The organism is Clostridium sp. MCC353, from assembly GCF_018785315.1.
Lineage (GTDB): Bacteria > Bacillota > Clostridia > Lachnospirales > Lachnospiraceae > CHH4-2.
Window position 1 is genome coordinate 70,123 of the sequence record NZ_WQPN01000094.1, and the last position, 22,939, is coordinate 93,061.

Here is a 22,939-nt window from a genome sequence, read left to right on the forward strand (position 1 = left end):
CAGTTCAGACCTGTCTGAACTGTTACTTTCAGTTCACGGACTCGGCGTTTTTCTGATCCGGCAGCCTTGTAATCTTCCCCGCAATATGTTAGGCTAAAAGGGTGCATTTACGGAGAAAAGATAAAAAGAGGCGTATAGAAATGATAGACGATCAAAGAATAGTGTTATTTGAACAGATGCCAATTCCCAAGGCGGTTATGAAATTGGCGGTGCCCACGGTTTTAAGTTCCCTGGTTATGGTGCTTTACAATCTGGCGGATACATATTTTGTTGGAATGCTGAATAATTCGGTGCAGAATGCGGCCGTGACTTTGGCGGCTCCTGTGCTGTTAGCATTTAACGCGGTCAATAACCTGTTTGGCGTGGGCAGTTCCAGCATGATGAGCCGGGCCCTTGGGCGGAAGGAATATGAAACGGTTCGGAGAAGTTCGGCTTTCGGTTTCTACTGCGCGCTGATTTGCGGGCTTTTGCTCTCCTTTCTGTGTACGGTGTTTCAGCAGCCGCTGTTAGGAATTTTAGGGGCGGATGCCAATACGGCGGCGGCCACGGAGGGATATTTAAAGTGGACGGTCTGTTTTGGAGCTGCTCCGGCGATTTTGAATGTTGTGATGGCGTATATGGTCAGGTCGGAAGGGGCGTCGCTGCATGCCAGCATTGGAACCATGAGCGGATGTCTTTTGAATATTATTATCGATCCCATTTTTATACTCCCCTGGGGGCTTAATATGGGGGCCGCGGGCGCAGGACTGGCCACGTTTCTCTCCAACTGTGTGGCGTGTATTTATTTCTTCATTCTGCTTTATGTGAGACGGAAGAATACCAATGTCTGCATTTCACCGAAAAAATTCGGAATGAAGAAGATGATTGTTCTTGGAGTATGCGGGGTGGGAATACCTGCGGCCATACAGAATCTTTTAAATGTAACGGGAATGACGATTTTAAACAACTTTACATCTTCCTTTGGGCCTGACGCCGTGGCGGCCATGGGCATTTCCCAGAAGATCAACATGGTGCCCATGCAGGTTGCCATGGGATTTTCCCAGGGGGTGATGCCTCTTGTGAGCTATAGTTTTGCGTGCGGAAACCATAAGCGGATGAAAGAAGCCATCTTTTTCACCATGAAGACTCTGATCCCCTTGCTGGCGCTGGTATCGCTGGGATATTACGTCGGAGCGGGCGGGCTGATCAGCAGCTTTATGAACAATGAGGTGATTATCGGCTATGGATCAAGGTTCCTGAGGGGATTTTGTCTAAGCATCCCGTTTTTGTGCATGGACTTTACCGCAGTGGGCGTGTTCCAGGCGGTGGGCATGGGAAAAGCGGCCCTCACGTTTGCGATTTTGAGAAAGATTCTTCTGGAAATACCGGCTCTCTATGTGCTGAATTTCCTGTTCCCTCTGTATGGACTGGCGTATGCGCAGTTAACGGCGGAATTCGTACTTTCTGTTGCGGCGGTGTGGATGCTGGCCAGGATATTTGGAAGAATGAAGAAGAGTGAGACGGCGAATTTATAGAAATATAGGAATTTTAAATGCGGACAGCAGGCCTTTGGGGGCGGCTGTCCGCATTTGATTTTGGGGGAGTTCTGAACGGTTACAACAATTCTTTGATACAGATATTTAATCCTTTTAGTATGCCGGCCGGAACCGGATCTGTGAACCGGTATATGGTTGGCGCTTCATTTTCAGCCATCAAATAAACCAGAACTGTTTCTTTAGCAGGATCTGCAATCCAGTATTCTTTTACTCCGGCATCCCGGTATAACACAAGCTTTGTGTAATAGTCCATTCTTTTGCTGCCGGGAGAAACGACCTCAATGATCAGATCAGGGGCCCCATGGCAGCCGTGGTCATCCAGCTTATTCAAATCGAAGATAACGGAAATATCTGGTTCGACGTAGGACGTGTTTTCGTTTAAAAATACGGCAAATGGGGCTATATATGGTCTGCATGTCCCGTTATGAGCATTTATATAATTTAAGATTGTGCCATATAATCTTCCGGCTAAATCCTGATGAAGCCTTCCTGGCGGGGCCATTTTATATAATTGGCCTTTAACTAGTTCAGCTCTCTGCCCTTCTGGTAAGGCGTATATGTCTTCTATTGTAAAGTCCTCTTCTTTAGATAATGACATAATAAAGCCCTCCTTTCTGTGCTCAGGAGCATACTCTTTGATCTCGGGAGTGTGTTTGAAAATTCATTACTGTCATCTGAACGCCCCGCTTTGCGGGAGATTTGCCCCGAATTCGGTCAACGCAGCCCGCTGCGCCTCCTTCATCTGGAACAAATCTCCCACAAACTGTAACGCACAGATGCAGAAGGCAATTTTTAATCACACTCTAAGGCGGCAAGAGGGATTTTAAATCAAACCACTGCTGGGGAATAAACAGTATTTATTTAAAAATATTGTATCATTAAAAAATTCCATAAACAAGCCTGCCCCAATGCATTTTTAGGCCTTTATATACCGCATCTTTTCATTTCCCCGTTTATCGCTTATAATGAGGTGATATCCGGTGATTCTTGACCTGATTTCGCGGTCAGGAAATAAGCCGCCCTGAACAGCTTCAAAGTATGTAAGAACAGAGGAAACAGGGCATTTCATAAAGATGACTTACAGTAGGATTCAAGTTAGAAAGGGAGGAAACTATGAAAAAGAAGAAAACGTCCATGATTGTGGCGGGCATCCTCATTCTGCTGATTGCGGCAGCGGCGGTTCTGACTGTTGCGAAAACAGTGAAAGCGGACAGCCTGAGAAAGGCATTTGCAGAGCAGATGAGCCTGGGCGAGCGGTATCTTCTGGAGCAGAACTATGAAGAAGCGGTTATTGCATTTCAAATGGCAATTGAGATCGATCCGAAGAATGGGGACAGCTATCTGAAATTATCAGAGGCATACGCGGGAACCGGAGATTATGAGAATGCGGTCTCGGCGTTGGAAAATGGATACGGGCAGACACAGGATGAACGGCTGATGAAAGCAATAGAAAAATACCAGCGACTGCTGAAGCAGATTCCGGTGCTGGAACGTTTGGCAGAGGTGATGGCGCAGGCAGACCGGGATACGGTATGGGAGTTTCAAAAGGGGGATGAGTACCGGGATATGGCGGATTCGGCGGAGGAAGTGATCATTTATCCTGTGGATGATAAAATGTATCTGCTGATCTATCCATGCGGCCACTGTTACTATGGAACCATGGAAGACGGAAAACGTTCCGGGCATGGCATTTGGGCTGCTTATGATGTTTCAAGTGAGTTCAGCAGTTATTATGACGGGGAATGGGCGGAAGATTTTCCGGATGGAGCGGGTAAATACTGGACGGTATGCCATCCTGTGCCGGAGGATTTGTTCTATGATGAGGGCACATGGGCGGACGGATTGGAACATGGACAGATAATTTCCACCTATGTCTCAACTTATGACGGAGAGACGTATACTGATCAGACAGTCCATACCTCTAAAAACGGAATTCCCGATGAGGTGGCCGATCTGCATCCGGAAAGAAAACATACTGCAGAAGGCAAGGAGTTTTACTGCATGTATTCCGATGAGGAACGAAGTGAATATGCCATTAAAGGGAGGAAGTACGGGATTGTGCATGCGGGAAAGGGCGTGGATGACAATAAGAGCATGATCCGCAGAGAGGATGAAGAATAGGGGATAGATGGAGGAGTTATATGAAGAACAAAAAGATAATCTGGACAGCTGCGGTTATTTTGGCTGTGCTGGCAGCTGCGGCAATCTTGTTTGTGACCGCCGGAAAGGTTAAGGCGGAGAATTTAAAGAAGGCATTTGCAGAGCAGATGAGTTTGGGCGAACGGTATCTGCTGGAACAACGTTACGAAGAGGCGGTTATTGCATTTGAACTGGCAATTGAAATTGACCCGAAAAATGCGGATACCTATCTGAAATTGTCGGAGGCCTATGTTGGAACGGGAAACTATGAAAGCGCGGTTTCGACATTGGAAAAAGGATTTGAGAATACCCAGGACAGCCGTTTGGAGGAAGCCAGGAAAAAGTATGAGCGTCTGCTTGGATATTTGCCGGTATTTACACAGCTGTCAGAGATTATGGCGCAGTCGGACCGGGATGGGGTATGGGACTATATGAAAGGGGATGAGTATCAGGAACTGGCCGGATCGCTGGACGAAGTGATTGCTTATCCGGCAGGTGATGGGATGTACCTGTTGGTATATCCGTGCGGCCATAGCTATTATGGAACTGTAAAAGATGGAAAACGTTCCGGGCATGGAATCTGGGCGGCCTATGATTATGCGGAAGAGCTCAGCAGCTATTTTGACGGGGAATGGGAGGATGATTACCCTAATGGGACCGGGATCGACTGGTCCGTTGATCTTACGAAACCGGAGGAATTATATTGTCTCAAAGGCAGCTGGAAAAATGGCCTGGAGGACGGCAGGATAGATGCTGAGGATACTTACATCTATGGAGGAGAAGATAGTGTCGATAAGTATTTCTATACGGCAAAGGATGGGGTCCCGGATAAGGTTGAAGATCCGGATTATGAGGGCACTGAAAGAGGTTACTGTATATATTGGAGTGATGAATTTAGTGTATACTCAGGGGTAAGAACTGTATTCGGAATAACCCATGCTGGTAAAGGGCTTGATGATTTCAGCAGTGTGATGCAGGAACAATAAAATCGTAAAATTATTAAAAGATATTTAATTGTAGTACCTCTTTGGCAACATGTAAATTAATTTACAGACATTATTACATTTTTATACGGGTGTTTTTTACATGAAGGGTGAAGGCATTTTCAGAAATGCCTTCACCCTTCATGTAAAAAACTTCATGTAAAAAACAGATATATTGCTACTAAAATTCAACAGTAAACCCGTCATAAGCCGTAAGAAACCCATACTCAGCCGCATACTCTGCCATTTCATCGTAAATCAGCTCACCATTATGGGAAAAATGGGTGATTACGCGGATTGTGCGGTCATCGATACAGCCAAAGGAAGCCAGACGGCGAACCATTTCTCTGTCATCCTCTAATCCCATATGGTAATTTCCGTCCCGGTGTTTTCCCATGGTACAGTCCATGCTTACCAGGTCAACGTGCCGTCCTTTCAGATAATCCCAGGTGATTTCAGGAAAGAGGCCGGTATCGTTGGCATATAGCAGTGCCTTTCCCTGATGCTCGACCAGGTAGACGTAACAGCGTTCGTCTTTTTTATGGTTGGCCAGCAAGGCCGTTATGGTGTGGTCTGCTGTTTTAAATGAGATAAAAGGTTCAATTTGGTGGAATGACGTGGCTTTCAGGAGCCGTTCATCCTGTTTTGCCGCCCACTTATAAGCTGAAAAAACGGAATCGTTTCCATATATCTGCAAAGGCGCTGTTAAGCCATGGGAAAATGGTTCCGCCCTGTTGATCAGCTCCTGAGGATAGAAATGGTCGTCATGGGAATGAGTGACGATCATAGAAGTGATATCAGGAAGGGGGAGGCCCTGATAAAATTCATGGCAGGCTGTGTCTGGAGGCAGATCTACTAAAAGTGTGTCGTCGATGAGGGCCTGGGAGCGGGTTCTGATATTGCGGCCGCCGGCATTTCTGGCTTTTTGGCAGGCCGGGCATCTGCAGAAAGCAGAGGGCCAGCCTTCCGCGGCCGCTGTTCCGTAGTATTTGATTTTCATACTGGAACTCCTTTCGTGTTATTTTATAGTTTTACGGCGCCGCTTGTCATGCCGCCGATAATATTTTTCTGCATGAAGATGTAGAAAATGACAATGGGAAGGCTGGACAAGACAAAACAGGTAAATGTCAGGCCGTAATCAATGTTGAATTCCGACTGGAAATTATACTGAAATATGGTCAGTGTCCAACTGGATGGATTGCGGTTCAGCATAACAAGGGGCATCATGAAGTCATTCCACATCATCAGCCCTTCACGGATCAAAACGGTGGCCATCATGGGCTTTAACAGCGGAAAAACCACAGATTTATAGGACTGAAGGGTGGAAGCGCCGTCGATATAGGCGGCCTCTTCCAGTTCCGTGGGTATGGAAGCGAGGAAGCCGACATATAAAAATACGCTTTCACAGGTGGCATAAGCGATATATAAGACAACAACTCCGGCTGCATTTGTTAAATGGAAGGCGCTCATAAGCTTTACGAGCGGCATCATGCGTACCTGAAATGGTATAAAGATCCCCATCAGAAGAAAGTAATAAATACCCCGGTATAATCTGCTGACGCCCATGGACCGCGAAATGGCGTAACTCATCATCGGCATGATCAGCATATTTCCGCCCAGAGCGGCCAGGGTGATGCAGAAGGTATTTCTGAGAGCGTAATAAAACTTGGGATTTTTTAATATTTCCACATAGCTGTCCAGATAGAGGCCTTTTGGAAAAGTAAAAAAGCTTTTGGTGCTTTCCGAAGCTGTTTTAAACGTGGTCACTACCGTGATATAGAGCGGCGTCATAATGGTAAGCAGGCCGAAAACCAGAACCAGATATACGGCTATTTTGGCTGTTTTTTTCTGTATCATAATCAATCACACCTTCTTTTTATTTGATATTGTAATCTGTGCGACCGAGATGGCGCAGATAATCAGGCCGGTAACAATCGCTATGGCAATGCTGTAGCTGTAACGGTTCTCCACAAAACCCTGATTATAGATCAGCATGGCAATGCTTTCCGTTTTACCGGCCGGCCCGCCTTCGGTGAGGCTTTTTACATAGTCAAATACCATGATTCCGCTTTTCAGCACCATGACCAGCACCACGCTCAGGACAGGAATCAGAAATGGCACTGTAATTTTCTTAAAACGCTGCCAGCTGCTGGCTCCGTCCAGAGCGGCCGCTTCATATAGATCCACAGGAATCGTCTGAAGACCTGCCAAAAACAACACTGTGGGGATGGCCGACCCCTGCCAGATATTTACAAACAGGATTCCATAGATGGCCAGGTCAGGGTTTGCCAGAATGTTGGTGCTGAGAACTTCAATATGCAGAGACTTACCGATTACCGGAAGCATGCGGTAGAAGATTTGGTTGAAGATAAGGCCGACGGTCATGGCGCTTAATACTGCGGGCAGGAAGTAAAACGCACGAAACGTTGTGATACCCTTTATCTTGCTGTTGAGCAGCAGAGCCAGAATCAGGCTCAGGCTTACAATGCCGACGATCAGCAGAACACTGTATTGCAGGTTAAAAGTGAGGGATTTGAAAAAGCGTTTATCGGCAAACAGCTTTGCATAGTTTTTAAATCCGATAAAGTCAAATTTAGGACTGATGCCGTTCCAGTTGGTCATGCTGTAATAGATTCCCATGCCTATGGGAAGTATGAAAAATATGCTGTACAGAATCAGGCCCGGGATGGTAAAACATGCAAATGTCACGGCTTTTTCTGTGGGCCTTTTTCTTCTGTGCGGTCCGGAATGATATGCCATAATGTTCCTCCTGTAAGATTTTTAATGAGTACGGCGGTGGGCAATTGGAATGCGCACCGCCGGATTTACTTATGCTTACTCTTCACTATATTTTGCTGTAATAGCTTCGCCGCAGGCAGCTAAGAATGTATCGATATCTCCGTCCATCAGAAGCTGCTGGGCCGGTGTGCGCATATCTTCTCTCAAGCCGCTTGGCCAGATGGCGTTTGGAGATTCAAACATGTCGCCTGCATCCATTTTATCCGTAACTGCCTTAAATTCAGGGACATTGTAGTTAACGCCTTTTACCATGTTGGGAGATCCTTCGTTATCCGCATAAATCTGTCCCGCCTCCGTGGTGGAGAGGAAACGCAGGAAATCAAGGGCCTCATCAGGGTGCTTGCAGCCGGTGAATACAGCGAAGTTGGTATCTATGCTGATCGGGACTTTTTTATTGATTCCCGTAGGATCCGGATAGGGGATCATGGCAATGTTCATATCGGGGCTGCTGGATTTCATGCTGACTAAACCGGAAGTAACAAAAACATACATAGCTCCTTTTCCGTTGACAAAATCCGCAATAGCAGACTGGTGATCCACACCTAAAGAATCAGGAGCGCCGTATTTCTTCATGTCCAGTATGGCATTTGCGTAAGCGTTTAATGTGCTGGAATCCTTTGCTGTCATTTCGCCCGAAGCGATTTTTCTGAATTCTTCATCACTGTCATTATTAATGATTCCGACCATACGCTCCATACGCTGACCGATCATATAGGTTTCTTTATCTTCATTTATAAATGGGGTGATCCCGGCGGCCTGGAGTTTTTCGCATGCGTCCATCAGCTCTTCATAGGTGGTTGGAAGCTGGATATTATTCTGATCAAACATATCTTTGTTGCAGTAAATACCCCAGGAACTGAGGGCGATTGGGAGGCGGTACAGCTTTCCGTCATATTTTGCCATTTCAATGGCTGTGGGGTTTATATTATCCAGAAAATCCTGGCCGGTAATCTCTGTTAACAGCCCGTCTTCGAACAACTGGTCATAAGTTGCGCTGGTAGAAAAACTCACGATGTCAGGCATGTCGTTGGAAGCAATTCTGGTTAAAAGCACAGTTTTGGCATCCGGTACGGAAGTCTGGGTGATCTCCACATTAGGATGTTCTTTTTCATAAGCCTCAATAATCAGATCCATGGCCCGGATAGCTTCCGTTTCTGATTTGTGGGAATAGTATTCCAGTTTGATCTTTTCTCCGGAACCGGCGGCCTGGGTTTCTGATTTCCCGGCGGTATTTTCCTGTGTATTCTGGCTGGAATCCGGTTTGCTGCCAAAAGAGCAGGCAGTCATGGACGCTGCCAGGGCTGCGGCAGTCATCAGAGCGGTAATTCTTTTAAATTTCATAATCATTTCCCTCCTGTGTTTCTTATATGTATTTTGTTAACCTCTGTTAAGTACTATATCAAAACTGCGTTCCGCTGTGAATTGCCGCAGCTCAGATTTATTGTCATGATATAAGATCATTGGATTCATCTTGACGAATTTATTCATCCACATTATTCTTAAAATACAGGAGGGGGAGCATGGAAAAATTTTTGGTATTGAGAAAAGTGTCTATTAAAACCAGACTCAGATGTCTTTATATTGTCATAACGGCTCTTCTGTTCATTTGGTGCAGTTACATGATGATTAACTATGTGAAGGATTCGGAAGAACAGGCCCTGTCTTTAAATTCCCGTATCATCAATGAATATGCAGAAGATATTAACCGGGCATTCAGCGCGCTGGATTCCGTAACTAAGTTTCCGGTACTGAGAAGCCCGGAGCCTACCTATCTCTATAAATATCTTTCCACGGAGAATCACAGCAATACGGAAGTGTTGGCATATTACACGGAAACGGAAAGCAATTTCACAAAAATGATGATGCTTTATCCGAATCTGGATGTAATTGCGGTATATGAAAGAAATGGAGCCGGATTAAAGCGGAGTCAAAGCGTATCGTCAACCAGCGTGGTGAGAGGCGATATGGAACTGCCCTGGGTGACCGACACGTTTGCACGGATGGGCTCCATGACAATGAGGACTGCAGGGAATTTAGCCGGTCTTGGTTTGGAGCCGCGGGAAAACGGCCTCTGTGCGGCCAGGGCGATCATGCGTGTGGAACACAGAGCGCCGGTGGGCCTGATCGCTGCCAGTATCAGCCTGGAATCCAGCCGCCAGTATTTTTTAAACAACCGGTCCTATCAGGAGCAGAAGATGGGGCTGTTTAATCCGGATGGATATATGATACAGGGGGATGTGGAAGGTACGGTTTATGAATCCCTGGCCGGTAAAATAGATACCGATAAAAACAGGGAAGTCATAGAGAGGAATCATGTTTCCGTCAACAGACAGGGACAGAGATATTTTTATAATTATGCGCTTTTTCCTAATGGATATCTGGCGGTTTTGGAAACCCCTTATGCGCCTATCATCCGTGATGCGCTTTTATACCAGGCTCTGCCTTTAGGGATTCTGCTGGTGTTTTTCTTCGGTTTCATGCTTTTGATGAACCGGACGGTTCTCAGCATTACCGAACCGCTCAGCCGGATGGAAAAGGCCTGCCAGACAATTCAGACCGGAGATTTTTCCTGTATTGTGGAGGATGACAGCCATGATGAACTCAGTGATTTCGCCCATTCCTTTAATACTATGGCTAAAGAGATCGACTGTCTGATCCACGAAGTCTATGAAAAACAGACGATTCAGGCCCAAACGGAACTTCAGATGCTGCGGGCGCAGATCAACCCGCATTTTGTATACAATACCTTGGAAACCATACGGGCTTCCGCGAAACGCCATGATGAGGAGGATCTCAGTCAAATGGCATATCTGCTGTCAAAGATACTGCGGTATGGCGTGACGGCCGGAAGCGATTATGTGACCGTGGAACAGGAGATGAATCACCTGAATGACTATATCAGCCTTCAGAAACTTCATTACCGGAACCGGGTCAGCTTTCACGTCTTTATTGAGCCGAAGCTCTATTCCTGCCGCATGATCCGTCTGGTTCTCCAGCCTATCGTGGAAAATGCCCTGTACCATGGGATTCAGTCTATTGAGGGCAATGGAATGATTGAGGTGATCGGCAGCCGTTCTGATAAAAATATTGTATTCCGCATTACGGATAATGGAAAAGGGATCGAACCTGGGATTTTGGAACGCCTGAATGATTATCTGTATGGACGGAATGATGATTTTAAGAGCATAGGAATAAAAAATGTGAACAGGAGAATCGGGTTGTCTTATGGAGAGGGATATGGGATAAAGATCCAGTCCGTTCCCGGAAACGGAACTATGGTGACGGTTGAAATACCGCTGATTACTGAGGATGGTGAGGTATGATATGCTGCATATTCTTGTGGTGGACGATGAAGAAAGTATAAGATATGAAGTGATGAACTGTATCAGGGAGATCCTTGGGGAAGAGATCCGTCTGTCGGAGGCTGAAAATGGAATTGAGGCGGTAGGGACGGTCTGTTCGGAACCGGTGGATCTGGTGCTGGCAGATGTAAAAATGCCGCTCTGTACAGGAGTGGAAATGCTGGAAAAGCTGAAAGACCTTCAGTATAAGGGGCTGGTTGTGATGATCAGCGGCTTTGATGATTATGATCTGGTCCGTCAGGCCATGAGAATGGGGGCTGTGGATTATCTTCTGAAACCGTTGGTTTTAGAAGAGTTTGCCCAGGTTTTAAAATCCTGTGTCAAGAAGATCAATATGCAGAGCATTGTACATGGTTTTGAACCGTCCATATTGGAAAATATGGAAAAACAGTTTTTTATGCAGCAAAAAAGCATTACCCGGCTCCTTTCCGGCTCTGAACGGGAAACAGTCCTTTTCAGGGAATATTCTTTATGTGAAGAACAGCTTTTTTGGCTGGTTATCCTGGATGCATTACAGAACAATCTGAACAGGGAAGCGGATAAACAGCTTCTGTTCGTTCAGTTAAAAGAGGCCCTGTCCCATATGGATGGTATGGAAAACTGGGTGGCAATACAGGGAGAATACAAGGGATTTTGGGCTATGGTCTTCTTTTCAAAAAAACAGTGCGGTTTTCCGGGTGACCAGATCATAACGTATTTTAATATAAACCGGATAAAATACGGTATTTCCCCAAAACCGGCGCCGGCCGGGGACTTGCCAGCCCAATACGGCAGATGTATCCGGGCCCTGGATCAGTTCTTCTATGATATGCCCGGAACAGGGATGGGGATTTCTGATTTAGGGGAGAAATTTCCCTATGAAAAGACCATGGAACGTCTGGCGGATACCTTCTGCGAATATGATTTAAAAGGTTTTTCAGGCTTATTGAAAAGGCTGTTTCTTCAGGCTGGAAGCGACGCGGCGCCGGTTTCGGAATTTAAGCAGCAGCTTATGAATTTAATTTATTCCATTATGGGAAAAAGCAACTCCTTTATCCAGACCGTCAGCGACTACAAATTTACGGAATACGATATTATCCTGACGATCAGAAATGTTACATCGGCCAGCCAGCTTCATAAGGACATGATCAGGATTATGGATTTGTACCTGACTAAAATTGTGGAGAAATTGAGCGGTCATGACGACTATACCATACAAAAGGCTAAAAAATATATAGAAGAGAATTTTAACCAGGATCTTTCCCTGCAGTCAACCGCCGGTTATCTGGGCTTTCATCCCAACTATTTCAGCACCCTGTTTAAGTCTAAAACCGGTTCTACATTCAGCCAGTACCTTCAAAACCTTAGGATTGAAAAGGCATGTGAACTGATTCATTCCACAAATCTGAATTTATATGAGATTGGGGAAAGGGTTGGATACAGCGATAACGCAAACTTCTGCCGGGCCTTTAAAAAGGTGAAAGGGGTATCTCCATCTAAGTTTAAGAACAGTAGTAATTTGAATGATTAACAGGCGCCTCCCCTTGATTACCGGCTGATTAAGAATGGCTTGACGGGATTTACTGCATAAAATCGTAAAAATTGTTAAAAGATATTTAATTGTAGTCCCTCTTTGGCATCATGTATACTAAATTATAGACATTATTGTATTTTTATACGGATGTTTCAGATAAATATACGAGGGGGGATACAGATGAAGCGATGGGGTGTAGTAATCCTTATTGCCGCCTTATTATCAGGATGCGGCAGTGGGCAGGCAGAAGAGACAAAAGCGTCTGTACAGGAGACAGTTTCATCAGAGGGAAACCGTGTTAGCTCCGGTAATGAAGCCGGTAAAAAAGCGGGCAATGAGGCAGGTAAAGAATCACACAAGGATGACGGTCAGGAAAGGAGTGCCGGTCAGACGGAGACGGTGGTGATCATGAAGACAGCTCCGGCCAAAATGCCGGAAGACATGATTCTGTACTCCAGCCTTTCATTTCAATTCGGGGACGGGGACTGGAAGCTGGAACTGTGTGCTGCGGGTGAAATGGATGAAAATGGGGAATTGCTGATGGATGACAGCAGCCGTTTCCTGATAAAGGCAGTTTCCGGCGAAGGGGAATTCAGGCTGTTTGATGAGCAGGTCCAGTTAGGAGTTCCGTCAGCAGGTGTGATGACCGATAAGGAAGAGAAACTTCATATCATTTTAAAGGACGTCAGGACCGCGAAATATGAGATCACAGATTATACTTATGATGAAAAGACGCAGACATTTTCCGGAATCAAGAGTCCGGCTTACAGCGGGATCAATTTTATAGGAGAAATCGGGTATAATCCGGGCGTATCGGGATCCGTATCCGGGGCGGCTTCCAGGGGATTTTCCGCGGAAAGCTCCGCCACGGTTTCCACGGACCTTGAAAAGGAAATCTGTGGGTTTATCAGAAAGATTGATGGGGACAAGGTGGAAGTGGACAGCGCGGAGTACATCACTACAGAGGATGCTGACCGGATGAAAGAACTGAATCTCACGGAAAATGATCTGCCTGACGGCTATTTCATTTATGAAGGGGACAGCGAAACGAAGACCTTCACCCTGACAAAAGATACGGTCTATCATTTCATTGACTGGGGAAGGGATTTTGTGGATTCTGAGGACTTCGAAGATGCGAAGATAACCACAACCAGCAAAGCGTTATTTGTAAAATATATCAATACCTATGAGGATGCCCGGCCGGGAATGCCCTTTTTCTTCAGGGTGAATAACGGCGAGGTGGTAAGTGTTTTGGAAAAGCCCATGGCATAGGAGAGAACGGGAAATCTGCATTGGAGACAAGGAATAATAAACCGGGGAATAATAAAACAAGAAATAATCAGTAATCTAAGAACAGCGCCCACAGATTTGCAGGCGCTGTTCTTTATTGTTTGTGGGGAGGGTCAGGCTCCCTTAATCCGGCAGACCGCCCGTCCCTCCTTTGAATCCAGAATCAGGCTGGCGTTCTGGCCGCTGACATCATATACCTTTATGATCTCAGCCAGTTCGGGTTGGGCAGGGCACAGTTCCCCCAGGACTTCGGGATACTGCTTCAGAAGCTGGGGCTGGTACAGGCGGGTCTTGCTGTTATCGTTGATCGCGCCGTAATAGACGTCCGCTTCCACCATGTCCTGGAACATGTGGCTGCCGTAGGACAGATCCGGATGGTATCCGGCTTTGTCATAGGCCACCTCACAGAGTGAGTTGAACTGGCTGATTTCCGAATAGGTCACAGGTACTCCCAGTTCAGGGGAGGAGGTGCCGATTCTGCCCGGAACCAGCAGCATGAGTTTATAATCGGTGTCTTCGAAATGCTGGTTGATCCGGCCGATCAGCCGCGCCACATCCGGCTTTTTGCTGTATGGATATTCATAGTAGTGCTGGGGGTCTACCCACACGATATAATCGATCCGCTCTTCCTTGGAGCGGCGCATGGAAGTGCGGCGGATATCGAATAAAAATTCCCCGTCCACCCCTTCCGGTATATGTACCTGCCCCGACTGGACGGCCTGGAGGGGGCGGCATTGAAGCAGATTCAGCTTCCACACTCCTTCTGCCGGGCTGGTGACGGCGAATTCGATGTCCACCGGACGTTCATAGGCTGTTTCCAGCATTTTCATCAGATCACGCATCATATGTACAAAGTCCAGATTGTTAACAAGGCCCTGGCAGTCGGCGAAGAGGACATTCCGGTAAACGCGGCGTTCGGCCAGCAGTTCTTCCGCTTCGGTATCGTGGCTCAGGATCATTTTCTTCTGCCAGGCGGGCAGCAGGCTGATGATCTGTTCCAGCGGTTTGGTGCAGAGTTTTTTGCTTTCCAAGTCCAGCACGTCCACCTGGCGCTGGGAAAACTTGTGGCGCTCGGCCATGGTGGTGCGCAGGCTGGCCTGAGCCCGGTCCAGGCATATGAGGCGGGGGTAGTCGCCCGGGGTGCGTTCCACCGCCCGGGTGCCAAGGCCGGAAACCATGCGTAACATACCGGCTTCCGGGTTTAAATATTCCATCCATTTATAGGGATTGTAGGAACAGCCCATGCCTGAGGCCACCGGAAAGTAAAAATGGTCGTAAACCTGTCCTGCCACAGGCTGGATCAGCAGGGCCATCTGTTCATCCACATCCAGGAGGCGGCGCTTTCTGCGGTATTCAATGGCCTGCTCGTTCATGACGCTGGCGTAGACACGGCGTATGGCGTCCTCTAACTCCTCTAAACGTTCCTCCCGGCTCCCCTGGTTCATGCAGAAGATGGATTCGTATTTGCCGGAAAACGCATTGCCGTATCCGTCTTCCATAATGCTGCTGGAACGGACGATGATGGGCGAGGCGCTTAACCGGTCCAGCATTTCCCCCAGTTTCTCCCGGATATCATCGGGAAGGACGCCGTTTCTCAGCCGGTTTGTCAGTTCTTCGGTCTCCTGAAAATGCTCTTTTAAAAGCCGGTGCTTGGCCTTTAACTCGGAGCAGCGGTTCAGAACCAGATATCTGTAAAATACATCCGTGCCCACAAAGTAAGAGTTGTGGGGTTCCAGATATCCGGCATACTCCGGCAGGTTCAGTTCAATCAGTTTCCTAGCCATGAGGAGGCCGCAGGCCTTGCCGCCTATCACTCCTCCGCCTATCTTATACTTCCAGACTTTTCTGAAATCTTCATCGGTGAAATGCTTCAGTATGAGCTGTTCCATATGGATTTCTGTGGTCATGATCTGGTTGCAGATACATTTCCGCTCTTCCTTTGTCAGGTTCTCCTTTTTAAAAATATCCGGATATTCTGTCATTTTTCCCCTCCCGTTTGTCTGCCATGAAATCTTGGCGCAGCAGTAACAGTTCAGACAGGTCTGAACTGTTACGTGCAGCTGCCAATGTTTTCCTGAAATCTATGTCTGATTATACCTTTTTTTGTCATTCTGTGTCAATCGTGGACGGATAATCGCAGGCATCAGCCCGGACAGCGTTACAGTTCACGGCCCCCGCTGACGTGTCCGGCCAGTCCGCTGTGCCGTGAACTGTAAGTGCGCCAACAGCGGCATTTAGGTAATAAATACCAATTTTACCAATTGTTAGAAAACACTAAAAAGTTTCGTTATTTGTTGCGTAAAAAACCATTTGTTGCGTAAAATGATGCGCAACTCTTTGTTGCGTGCCCTAATATCTGTATGTTATGCTTTCGTTAGAAGCAGAAAAACCAGTTTGTGAGAGGTAAGCCGGATGCCAACCATAGATGATATTGCTGAGATTGCGAAAGTGAGCAAATCCACAGTTTCCAGGGCTTTAAAGGACAGCTATCAGATCAGTGAAGCCAGGAAAAAAGAGATTCAGGAGATTGCATTTAAGATCGGGTATTTTGATAAAAAGGCGGTGAACCAGCAAAAGAAGAGAAAAAATAAGACGGTGGGGCTGATTGCCCCCACTTTTGACCGGTGCAACTATTACAGGAACATCATCGGTTCGGTGGAGAGAAATTCCAAGAAGCTGGGATATGCCCTGATGGTTGCGCAGACCAATTACTGTTATGAGGATGAAATTTATTTTCTGAAGCTGTTTTCGGACAAACAGATCGATGGACTGCTCATGTGCCTGTACAACAAGGACCAGTACAAGGCCCATTATGAAATCATTAAAAAGATGATAACCAAGCCGGTCATATACATCGACACTTCTTTGGACCTGACGGATAAGAGCATGGTTTCCATCGATTACAGCCTGGGGGTGGACCTGGCTATTGGGTATCTGCACAGGCTCAAACATGAGAAGATCATTTATTTAGGGCAGCATATCGCGGATCAGTATAAGCTTGAAAATTTTAAAAACTCGATGAAAAACTATGGGATCAGCTATGATGACGGCTGCATTTATACCGGGGAGGAGAATCTGGAATACGGCGGTTATGTGCGCATGAAGGAGGTGCTGAAGGACCACAAGCCCCCGTTTGCCATGTTCGTTTCCCATGATACCATGGCAAACGGAGCGATGAAGGCCATAATGGAAGCCGGATATTCCATACCGGAGGACATATCCATGGTCAGCTATGGAAATAACCGGGAGAGCGAATACTTTCCGGTTCCATTGACTACAATCTCCCACCCGGTGGAGGAAATGGGACAGATCGCGGTGAATCTCCTGGTGGACGAGATTGAGAATCCCATGGAGAAAAGCAAGCAGCATATTCTGTTAAAACCGACGATCATTATCAGGGATTCCGCCATGGAATACAGGAATCCGTAAAGCAAATGAAACCTATGGGGATATGAAAGGATTTGTGAGGGGCGTTACAGATTCTTTGACGGCATAATAGTTATTAAACGCCCCAGAATGGAGGAATATATGAAAAAAACAAGAGAAGCGGCGAAAACGGTCAGACGGATGGTTTCAGTTCTGGTTTCCACAGCGTTATTCATTTCCCTGGCCGGCTGCCAGAAGGCACCGGCGGCTGGGACGGCAGAGAAAACGGCGGAAACGGCGACCGGGACGACTGGGAAAAATGGAACGGCCGGGGCAGCAGGAACGGCCGGAGCAACCGGAACGTCTGGGGCAGCAGGAACGGCCGGGGCAACCGGAACGTCTGGGACAACAGGGACGGAAGGCAGCGGCGGAGACAAGACTTATACCTTTGGCTACATCGCTTTCGACATGAAGGATTTGTGGAACAGCTACAGCGCCAAGGCTTTTGAATATGCGGGGGATAAGCTGGGAGTGGAGACCATTATCCAGGACCCGGGCGGGGATTTGGAAAAGTCCATTGCGGCCATGGAGGACCTGATTGCCAAGAAAGTGGACGGAATTTCCCTGTATCCCATCAGCATCGACCAGGCCAAAACCCTGATTACCATGGCAAATGACGCGGGAATACCGATTACCGTGGAAAATATGGCGCCGGATGAAAGCTGGGGAGACATCATTTCCGCCTGCGGAAACCTATATTACCAAAAAGGGTATGATTTCATTGAATGGATCGGGAAGAACAGGCCGGATGCGAAGGTTTATTACTGTGCCGGTTCCCAGGGAATGGGGATTACGGAGGAATACATAAAGGGAATTGAGGATGCGCAGGAGACTTACCATGTGAATATCGTGGCTCAGGAGTACGGGGATTTCAAGGCGGAACCGGCCATGAACGTGACCCAGAACCTGATTCAGAGGGGGCAGGAGTTTGATCTGGTCATCGCCCAGAACGGACAGATGGCAAAAGGGGTCCATAACGCTTTAGTGGAAGCCGGGATGGAAGTGCCGATTCTGTCCACAGGGGGCAGCCCTTCCGACATCGAGCTTCTGGAAGCCGGAGGCATTCACGCTTTGTTCAGCAATTCGGTTGCCATGCAGGGTCTGCAGACCTTTAAGAACCTGTATGACTACTGTGTGGAGGGACAGAGGGAATTTCCGGAATATACGCCGAACCAGACCATCATTGTGACCAAAGAAGAGATTGATAAACTGGTGCCGTGGGATGACCCGGGCAAGGCGGCTCAGGTCATGGGCTGGGATGAAGTGGCCGGGGTAAAATGACGAAGGCGGAATAATGAGAGCAGAATGACGAGGACGGGAGAGCGATGAAGGCAGAATAACGAAGGCGGAATAATGAAACCGGAGGGAGGAGAAAATGTTTGATTACGCAGATAAGCATCCGGTGATTGCGATGAAGGATATCCGGAAAACATTTTCAGGCGTGACGGCCCTGGACCGCATCAGTTTTGATCTGTATGAAGGGGAAATCCACTGTCTGGTAGGCGAAAACGGGGCGGGAAAATCCACGTTGATGAAGATTCTGTCCGGGGCTTATGTGCCTGACAGCGGGGAAATCGTGATTGGGGAGAAGCATTTCTCCTCTCTCACCCCCAGGCTGTCGGAGGAGAACCGGATCGTGATCATTCCCCAGGAGAATTTCCTGGTAAACTGCATGAGCGTTACGGAAAATATATTCGTAGGGCATGAAATTGTGGGTAAATACGGCCTGATTGACCGGGAGGAAATGAAAAAAAGGATCGGGGAACTGCTCAATACCTTTCATGTGTCTTTGGACCCGGAGCGGATCGTGGAGACCCTGTCCATTTCTGAAAAACAGTATGTGAAGATATTAAAGGCGCTGGCGGTCGGGCCCAAAATCCTGATTATGGACGAACCCACCTCCATGTTTAACAAAAAGGATTCGGGAAAAGTGCTGGAACTTGTCCGGGAGATCGCGGGAAAAGGGATCAGCGTGATCTACATTTCCCACTATCTGGATGAGGTGGTATCCATCGCGGACCGGATTACGGTCATCCGGGACGGGCTGGTGGTAAACAGCTATGACAACGGAAACCGGGATACAAAACTGGACGTGATCACCAAGGATATGGTGGGAAGGCCGGTGGAACAGTTTTTCACAAAAGAGCCTGCAAAAATCGGGGAAATGGTGCTGGAAGTCCGGGATTTGAAGCTGAAAGCCTCTTCGCCCAAGGTCAGCTTTTACCTTCGCAAAGGGGAGATACTGGGATTTGCCGGGATGGTGGGCTCAGGGAGAACCGAGGTGATCCGGGCGGTTGCCGGGGTGGACAGATACTACGGTGGAGACGTGATCCTGAACGGAGAGAAAACGGCGTTTAAAAATCCGGGCGAGAGCATTGATAAAGGAATCGCCCATATCACGGAAGACCGGCAGCACCAGGGGCTGATGCTGGATCACAGTGTGGTTGAAAATGCGGTCCTTGTAGGGTTCCGGAACAAGATCAGGACATTTTTTGTGAACCAGAACCGGTTCCCGTCCATGGTAAAGGACATTTTAGACGGCCTGAAAGTGAAGATGAGCGGGTACGGCCAGGAGGTAAAATACCTGTCCGGCGGAAACCAGCAGAAGGTGGTTCTGGCAAAGTGGATCTTCTCAGAGGCGTCTCTGTACATTTTCGATGAGCCCACAAGGGGAATCGACATCAACGCCAAATCACAGTTTTACAGGATCATAAATAATCTGGCAAAGCAGGGAAAGAGCGTAATCATGATTTCATCGGAAATGCCGGAGCTGATTTCCATGAGCGACCGGGTTCTGGTAATGAGGGACGGGCAGATCATACAGGAGTTTGTAAGGGAAGAGATCACCGAGGAAAAAATCGTGAAAGCTGCTTTAGGAGTGGGATAGATGAGTGAAAGAATGAAAAAAATAAACTGGACGAACCATAAATTGTTATTGGTATTTGCAATCCTTTTGCTCACGGTCTGTGTGACGGCCATTAATCCGGCGTTTATAGACGTCAGCAACCTGATTACGATCATCCAGCAGGTGACTGTGCTGGGAATCATCACCATGGGAGCTGTTTTTGTCATTCTGACCGGCTGTGTGGATTTGTCTCTGGGAAATATGATGGCATTTTGCGCGGCGGTTATGGCCAGGCTGATCCAGGGCGGGCACAGCCCTGCTGCCGCAGTCGCGGCCGGTGCGGCCGTGTCACTGACCTGCGGCCTTTTAAACGGTTTCATTGTCAGCAAGAGCAAATGCATCCCCATGATCATCACGCTGGGCCTGTCCCAGGTCTATTTCGGCATGGCGCTGATTCTCACGGAAGGGAGTTATATCGGGCTGAAGGGGACATTTACGGTCCTCAGCAGAACCAGGATTTTCGGGATCATTCCCATCATGGTTTTCGTGCTGTTAGCCATGATCATCCTGGCGTCGGTGCTTTTAAACAGGACCAGAATCGGCAGACAGGTGGTGGCGGTGGGCGGAAATGAATACAATGCCTTTTTATCGGGAATCAATGTGGACCGGGTTAAAATCTTTGCCTATACCTTCGCCAGTTTTGCGGTTTTTGTGAGCGCGGTGGTCTTTGCGGCCAGGCTGGACACGGTGTCGGCTACGGCGGGAAGCGACTATTCCCTGAATGCCATGACAGCGGCCATTTTGGGCGGGATCACCCTGGCCGGAGGGAAAGGAAGCGTGGGCGGAGCCATTTTGGGAGTGATTTTTCTTGGGATGATCAATAACGCCATGAATATTTTAAATGTATGGTCCTACGCCCAGACGGCGATTTCAGGCGTTATTATCGTATCTGCAATCATTTTGAGCGATTCGGAAAAAAGAAGGAAGAGCTGATGAACGACAAATTTGGTTTTTATACTTCCTGTTTTCCCGGCCTGTCTCTGACGGAAAAAATACGGCTGGCCGGTGAAGAGGGGTTCGGCTATATAGAAATCGGGGCATGGCCTGCGGGGGACGAAACGAGGAATTTTGCCGTTCACGATATCGATTTTGCCCATCTGGACCGGCAGGTCCCAAAGATCAGGACGGCTTTAAAAGAACATGGAGTGAAGATTTCAGCCATAGGATATTATGAAAATACGCTGGACCGGGATTTGGAGAGGAGAAAGCAGGTAATCGGCCATCTGATGCGCTGCGTGGACGCCGCTAGGATGCTGGACTGTCCGCTGGTTTCCACCTTCATTGGACGAAATATCGACCTGGATGTGAGGGGGAATTTTAAGGAGCTGGAAGAGGCATTTCCTCCGGTTTTGAAGTACGCAGGAGAAAATGGGATTAAGATCGCATTTGAAAACTGTGTGATGGAGGGGTGGCAGATTCAGGGGGTGCCGGGCACTTTGTGCTATCAGCCGGAGCTCTGGGAAGAGATATTCAGGATTCTTCCTCAGGATAATCTGGGGATCAATTTTGACCCCTCCCATCTGGCAAAGCAGATGATCGATTATGAAGCGGCGGTCAGGAAGTTCGGCAGCAGGATTTTTCATTTCCACATCAAGGATACGGTTATTTCCAGCCGGCTTTTAAACTGGTATGGAATTTATAACAGGCAGTTTTCAAATGCACATAAGGACGGATTCTGGAACAGCGCCATTGCCGGTAAAGGCGTGCTGGACTGGAAAAAAATCATGGCTGCCCTGGACGAGGCCGGATATGACGGCGTGATGAGCGTTGAAAATGAGGACCCTGATTACCAGGGCAGCGCAGAGCGGACCAGAATGGGAATTGTCAGGTCCAGGGAATATATCAGGGAGATCCAGAATTCGTTAAGCCGGGGAGAAAAGTCATGGGAAGAGAGGAACTGCGCGCAGGCATCATTGGCTGCGGGGACATTGCATTTCAAAAACATATGATTGGTCTGGAGAAGACTGGGAAAGTGAAGATCACCGGTTTCTGCGACAGGGACCTTTTCAGGGCGGAACGGGCCAGACAGCGGTTTGGGGCCGGAGGCGGCAGAATCTGCGAGGATTACCGCAGGATGCTGGAAGATCCATCCATCGATATCATACATATCTGTACGGCTCATAAAACCCATGCGGAGATCACCATGAACGCCCTTTTGGCGGGAAAACATGTGATCTGCGAGAAGCCCATCTCTTCTGATGTGGAATCCGCAAAACAGGTTATGGACGTCTGGGAAAAATCGGGGAGGAAGCTGACCTATGGGCTGCAGCACCGGTTTAAGAATGAATGCCTGAAATTAAAACAGCTCTGCCGGGAGGGATATCTGGGGGATATTTACATGGCGAAAGCCCATGGGATCAGGCGGAGGCGGGCGCCCACAACGGGAGTATTTTTACAGAAGGAAAAGAGCGGAGGGGGCTGCCTTCTGGACTACGGAAGCCACGTGCTGGACCAGACCCTGTGGCTGATGGATAATTTCAGGCCCCGCAGCGTGACGGGAAATGCATTTTATAAGCTGGGGAAACTGAAAAACAGCTATAACGGGGAGTTCGCGCCCTGGAACCCGGAGACATTTACGGTGGAAGACAGCGCTTTCGCCTATATTGTCATGGAAAATGGAGCCGTCATCTTTTTGGAAACCAGCTATGCGGTCAATATGCCCAGGGATAATTATGCAAAAACCACCCTCTGCGGGACTTTAGGCGGGGCGGATATGGAAGACGGGCTGTGGATCAACCGGGAGGATGAGGGACGGCTTTTGCGCCGCCAAATGGATGTGGGGGATATTTACGGGGATACGAAGGAGAACTATGAACTGGCCCGGTACAGGCAGATTGAGCAGTGGGTGGACTGCGTTCTTAATGACAGGGACCCGCTGGTGATGCCAAGGGAAGCATTTGCGTCTATGAAAATTATGGATGCGGTTTACCGGTCTTCGGAAACGGGGGAAACGGTGTATTTTTAAAAAGATGATGAAATATTGGGGG

At 47.9% G+C, this 22,939-nt stretch carries 18 protein-coding genes and 2 pseudogenes; 13 read left to right on the forward strand and 7 right to left on the reverse strand.

Annotated elements, in window-relative coordinates; translation table 11 throughout:
- The first annotated feature begins 140 nt into the window (after positions 1 to 140).
- Positions 141 to 1,514: an MATE family efflux transporter gene (locus tag GPL15_RS16765; RefSeq protein ID WP_215699834.1), complete on the forward strand. Its 1,374-nt coding sequence runs from the start codon at positions 141 to 143 to the stop codon at positions 1,512 to 1,514.
- A gap of 79 nt (positions 1,515 to 1,593) precedes the next feature.
- Here GPL15_RS16765 and GPL15_RS16770 read toward each other — a convergent pair whose 3' ends face one another.
- Positions 1,594 to 2,133 (reverse strand): Uma2 family endonuclease, encoded by a 540-nt coding sequence (locus GPL15_RS16770; protein WP_215699835.1) that lies wholly within the window; start codon positions 2,131 to 2,133, stop codon positions 1,594 to 1,596.
- Here GPL15_RS16770 and GPL15_RS28070 point away from each other — a divergent pair.
- Positions 2,093 to 2,272: pseudogene (locus GPL15_RS28070) on the forward strand (DUF6783 domain-containing protein); the annotation flags it as partial. The gene GPL15_RS16770 and the pseudogene GPL15_RS28070 overlap by 41 nt on opposite strands.
- Here GPL15_RS28070 and GPL15_RS28075 read toward each other — a convergent pair.
- Positions 2,231 to 2,335 (reverse strand): annotated as a pseudogene (locus GPL15_RS28075) (DUF6783 domain-containing protein); the annotation flags it as partial. The pseudogenes GPL15_RS28070 and GPL15_RS28075 sit on opposite strands and share 42 nt — an antisense overlap.
- Positions 2,336 to 2,648: 313 nt before the next feature.
- Here GPL15_RS28075 and GPL15_RS16775 point away from each other — a divergent pair.
- Together GPL15_RS16775 and GPL15_RS16780 are read left to right on the forward strand one after the other, a co-directional pair.
- Positions 2,649 to 3,656, forward strand: coding sequence for a tetratricopeptide repeat protein (locus GPL15_RS16775; protein WP_215699836.1), 1,008 nt, complete (start codon positions 2,649 to 2,651; stop codon positions 3,654 to 3,656).
- Between the two features lie 20 nt (positions 3,657 to 3,676).
- Positions 3,677 to 4,660, forward strand: coding sequence for a tetratricopeptide repeat protein (locus GPL15_RS16780; protein WP_215699837.1), 984 nt, complete (start codon positions 3,677 to 3,679; stop codon positions 4,658 to 4,660).
- A 178-nt stretch (positions 4,661 to 4,838) separates the two neighbouring features.
- Here GPL15_RS16780 and GPL15_RS16785 read toward each other — a convergent pair whose 3' ends face one another.
- The 4 genes from GPL15_RS16785 to GPL15_RS16800 form a co-directional block, all read right to left on the reverse strand.
- Positions 4,839 to 5,657, reverse strand: coding sequence for an MBL fold metallo-hydrolase (locus tag GPL15_RS16785; RefSeq protein WP_215699838.1), 819 nt, complete (start codon positions 5,655 to 5,657; stop codon positions 4,839 to 4,841).
- A gap of 23 nt (positions 5,658 to 5,680) precedes the next feature.
- Positions 5,681 to 6,514, reverse strand: a complete 834-nt coding sequence (locus GPL15_RS16790; protein ID WP_215699839.1) for a carbohydrate ABC transporter permease — start codon at positions 6,512 to 6,514, stop codon at positions 5,681 to 5,683.
- A 6-nt stretch (positions 6,515 to 6,520) separates the two neighbouring features.
- Positions 6,521 to 7,417, reverse strand: a complete 897-nt coding sequence (locus tag GPL15_RS16795; RefSeq protein WP_215699840.1) for a sugar ABC transporter permease — start codon at positions 7,415 to 7,417, stop codon at positions 6,521 to 6,523.
- 75 nt (positions 7,418 to 7,492) lie between these two features.
- Complete coding sequence (locus tag GPL15_RS16800) at positions 7,493 to 8,797, reverse strand: extracellular solute-binding protein (protein WP_215699841.1); 1,305 nt, start codon at positions 8,795 to 8,797, stop codon at positions 7,493 to 7,495.
- A 179-nt stretch (positions 8,798 to 8,976) separates the two neighbouring features.
- On the opposite strand from GPL15_RS16800, the gene GPL15_RS16805 reads away from it, so the two are divergent.
- The 3 genes from GPL15_RS16805 (at position 8,977) to GPL15_RS16815 (ending at position 13,603) form a co-directional block, all read left to right on the forward strand.
- On the forward strand, positions 8,977 to 10,779 hold the full coding sequence (locus GPL15_RS16805; RefSeq protein ID WP_215699842.1) for a sensor histidine kinase: 1,803 nt from the start codon (positions 8,977 to 8,979) through the stop codon (positions 10,777 to 10,779).
- Between the two features lies 1 nt (position 10,780).
- Positions 10,781 to 12,328: a response regulator gene (locus GPL15_RS16810; RefSeq protein ID WP_215699843.1), complete on the forward strand. Its 1,548-nt coding sequence runs from the start codon at positions 10,781 to 10,783 to the stop codon at positions 12,326 to 12,328.
- A gap of 183 nt (positions 12,329 to 12,511) precedes the next feature.
- The gene (locus GPL15_RS16815; RefSeq protein WP_215699844.1) at positions 12,512 to 13,603 is read left to right on the forward strand and encodes a hypothetical protein; all 1,092 of its coding nucleotides are present in this window, start codon (positions 12,512 to 12,514) and stop codon (positions 13,601 to 13,603) included.
- A gap of 131 nt (positions 13,604 to 13,734) precedes the next feature.
- On the opposite strand, the gene GPL15_RS16820 is transcribed toward GPL15_RS16815, so the two are convergent.
- Positions 13,735 to 15,603 carry a PEP/pyruvate-binding domain-containing protein gene (locus GPL15_RS16820; RefSeq protein ID WP_215699845.1) on the reverse strand — a complete coding sequence of 623 codons (1,869 nt, stop codon included), beginning with the start codon at positions 15,601 to 15,603 and terminating at the stop codon, positions 13,735 to 13,737.
- Positions 15,604 to 16,033: 430 nt separating this feature from the next.
- Between GPL15_RS16820 and GPL15_RS16825 the strand changes: the two genes are divergently transcribed.
- The 6 genes from GPL15_RS16825 to GPL15_RS16850 all read left to right on the forward strand — a co-directional run bounded on the left by GPL15_RS16825 (position 16,034) and on the right by GPL15_RS16850 (position 22,917).
- Positions 16,034 to 17,050 carry a LacI family DNA-binding transcriptional regulator gene (locus tag GPL15_RS16825; RefSeq protein WP_215699846.1) on the forward strand — a complete coding sequence of 339 codons (1,017 nt, stop codon included), beginning with the start codon at positions 16,034 to 16,036 and terminating at the stop codon, positions 17,048 to 17,050.
- A gap of 99 nt (positions 17,051 to 17,149) precedes the next feature.
- Positions 17,150 to 18,328, forward strand: coding sequence for a sugar ABC transporter substrate-binding protein (locus tag GPL15_RS16830; RefSeq protein WP_215699847.1), 1,179 nt, complete (start codon positions 17,150 to 17,152; stop codon positions 18,326 to 18,328).
- Between the two features lie 94 nt (positions 18,329 to 18,422).
- On the forward strand, positions 18,423 to 19,934 hold the full coding sequence (locus GPL15_RS16835; protein ID WP_215699848.1) for a sugar ABC transporter ATP-binding protein: 1,512 nt from the start codon (positions 18,423 to 18,425) through the stop codon (positions 19,932 to 19,934).
- Positions 19,935 to 20,885, forward strand: coding sequence for an ABC transporter permease (locus GPL15_RS16840; RefSeq protein WP_215699849.1), 951 nt, complete (start codon positions 19,935 to 19,937; stop codon positions 20,883 to 20,885).
- The gene (locus GPL15_RS16845) at positions 20,885 to 21,901 is read left to right on the forward strand and encodes a sugar phosphate isomerase/epimerase (protein WP_215699850.1); all 1,017 of its coding nucleotides are present in this window, start codon (positions 20,885 to 20,887) and stop codon (positions 21,899 to 21,901) included. The genes GPL15_RS16840 and GPL15_RS16845 overlap by 1 nt, the downstream gene beginning before the upstream one ends.
- Positions 21,835 to 22,917 carry a Gfo/Idh/MocA family oxidoreductase gene (locus GPL15_RS16850; protein WP_215699851.1) on the forward strand — a complete coding sequence of 361 codons (1,083 nt, stop codon included), beginning with the start codon at positions 21,835 to 21,837 and terminating at the stop codon, positions 22,915 to 22,917. Before GPL15_RS16845 ends, GPL15_RS16850 begins: the two co-directional genes overlap by 67 nt.
- Positions 22,918 to 22,939 lie beyond the last annotated feature (22 nt).

Bases quoted from the DNA above. Each gene is read 5' to 3' on its own strand.
- GPL15_RS16765 (WP_215699834.1), top strand. From the start codon at position 141: ATGATAGACGATCAAAGAATAGTGTTATTTGAACAGATGCCAATTCCC.
- GPL15_RS16770 (WP_215699835.1), bottom strand. From the start codon at position 2,133: ATGTCATTATCTAAAGAAGAGGACTTTACAATAGAAGACATATACGCC.
- GPL15_RS16775 (WP_215699836.1), top strand. From the start codon at position 2,649: ATGAAAAAGAAGAAAACGTCCATGATTGTGGCGGGCATCCTCATTCTG.
- GPL15_RS16780 (WP_215699837.1), top strand. From the start codon at position 3,677: ATGAAGAACAAAAAGATAATCTGGACAGCTGCGGTTATTTTGGCTGTG.
- GPL15_RS16785 (WP_215699838.1), bottom strand. From the start codon at position 5,657: ATGAAAATCAAATACTACGGAACAGCGGCCGCGGAAGGCTGGCCCTCT.
- GPL15_RS16790 (WP_215699839.1), bottom strand. From the start codon at position 6,514: ATGATACAGAAAAAAACAGCCAAAATAGCCGTATATCTGGTTCTGGTT.
- GPL15_RS16795 (WP_215699840.1), bottom strand. From the start codon at position 7,417: ATGGCATATCATTCCGGACCGCACAGAAGAAAAAGGCCCACAGAAAAA.
- GPL15_RS16800 (WP_215699841.1), bottom strand. From the start codon at position 8,797: ATGAAATTTAAAAGAATTACCGCTCTGATGACTGCCGCAGCCCTGGCA.
- GPL15_RS16805 (WP_215699842.1), top strand. From the start codon at position 8,977: ATGGAAAAATTTTTGGTATTGAGAAAAGTGTCTATTAAAACCAGACTC.
- GPL15_RS16810 (WP_215699843.1), top strand. From the start codon at position 10,781: ATGCTGCATATTCTTGTGGTGGACGATGAAGAAAGTATAAGATATGAA.
- GPL15_RS16815 (WP_215699844.1), top strand. From the start codon at position 12,512: ATGAAGCGATGGGGTGTAGTAATCCTTATTGCCGCCTTATTATCAGGA.
- GPL15_RS16820 (WP_215699845.1), bottom strand. From the start codon at position 15,603: ATGACAGAATATCCGGATATTTTTAAAAAGGAGAACCTGACAAAGGAA.
- GPL15_RS16825 (WP_215699846.1), top strand. From the start codon at position 16,034: ATGCCAACCATAGATGATATTGCTGAGATTGCGAAAGTGAGCAAATCC.
- GPL15_RS16830 (WP_215699847.1), top strand. From the start codon at position 17,150: ATGAAAAAAACAAGAGAAGCGGCGAAAACGGTCAGACGGATGGTTTCA.
- GPL15_RS16835 (WP_215699848.1), top strand. From the start codon at position 18,423: ATGTTTGATTACGCAGATAAGCATCCGGTGATTGCGATGAAGGATATC.
- GPL15_RS16840 (WP_215699849.1), top strand. From the start codon at position 19,935: ATGAGTGAAAGAATGAAAAAAATAAACTGGACGAACCATAAATTGTTA.
- GPL15_RS16845 (WP_215699850.1), top strand. From the start codon at position 20,885: ATGAACGACAAATTTGGTTTTTATACTTCCTGTTTTCCCGGCCTGTCT.
- GPL15_RS16850 (WP_215699851.1), top strand. From the start codon at position 21,835: ATGGGAAGAGAGGAACTGCGCGCAGGCATCATTGGCTGCGGGGACATT.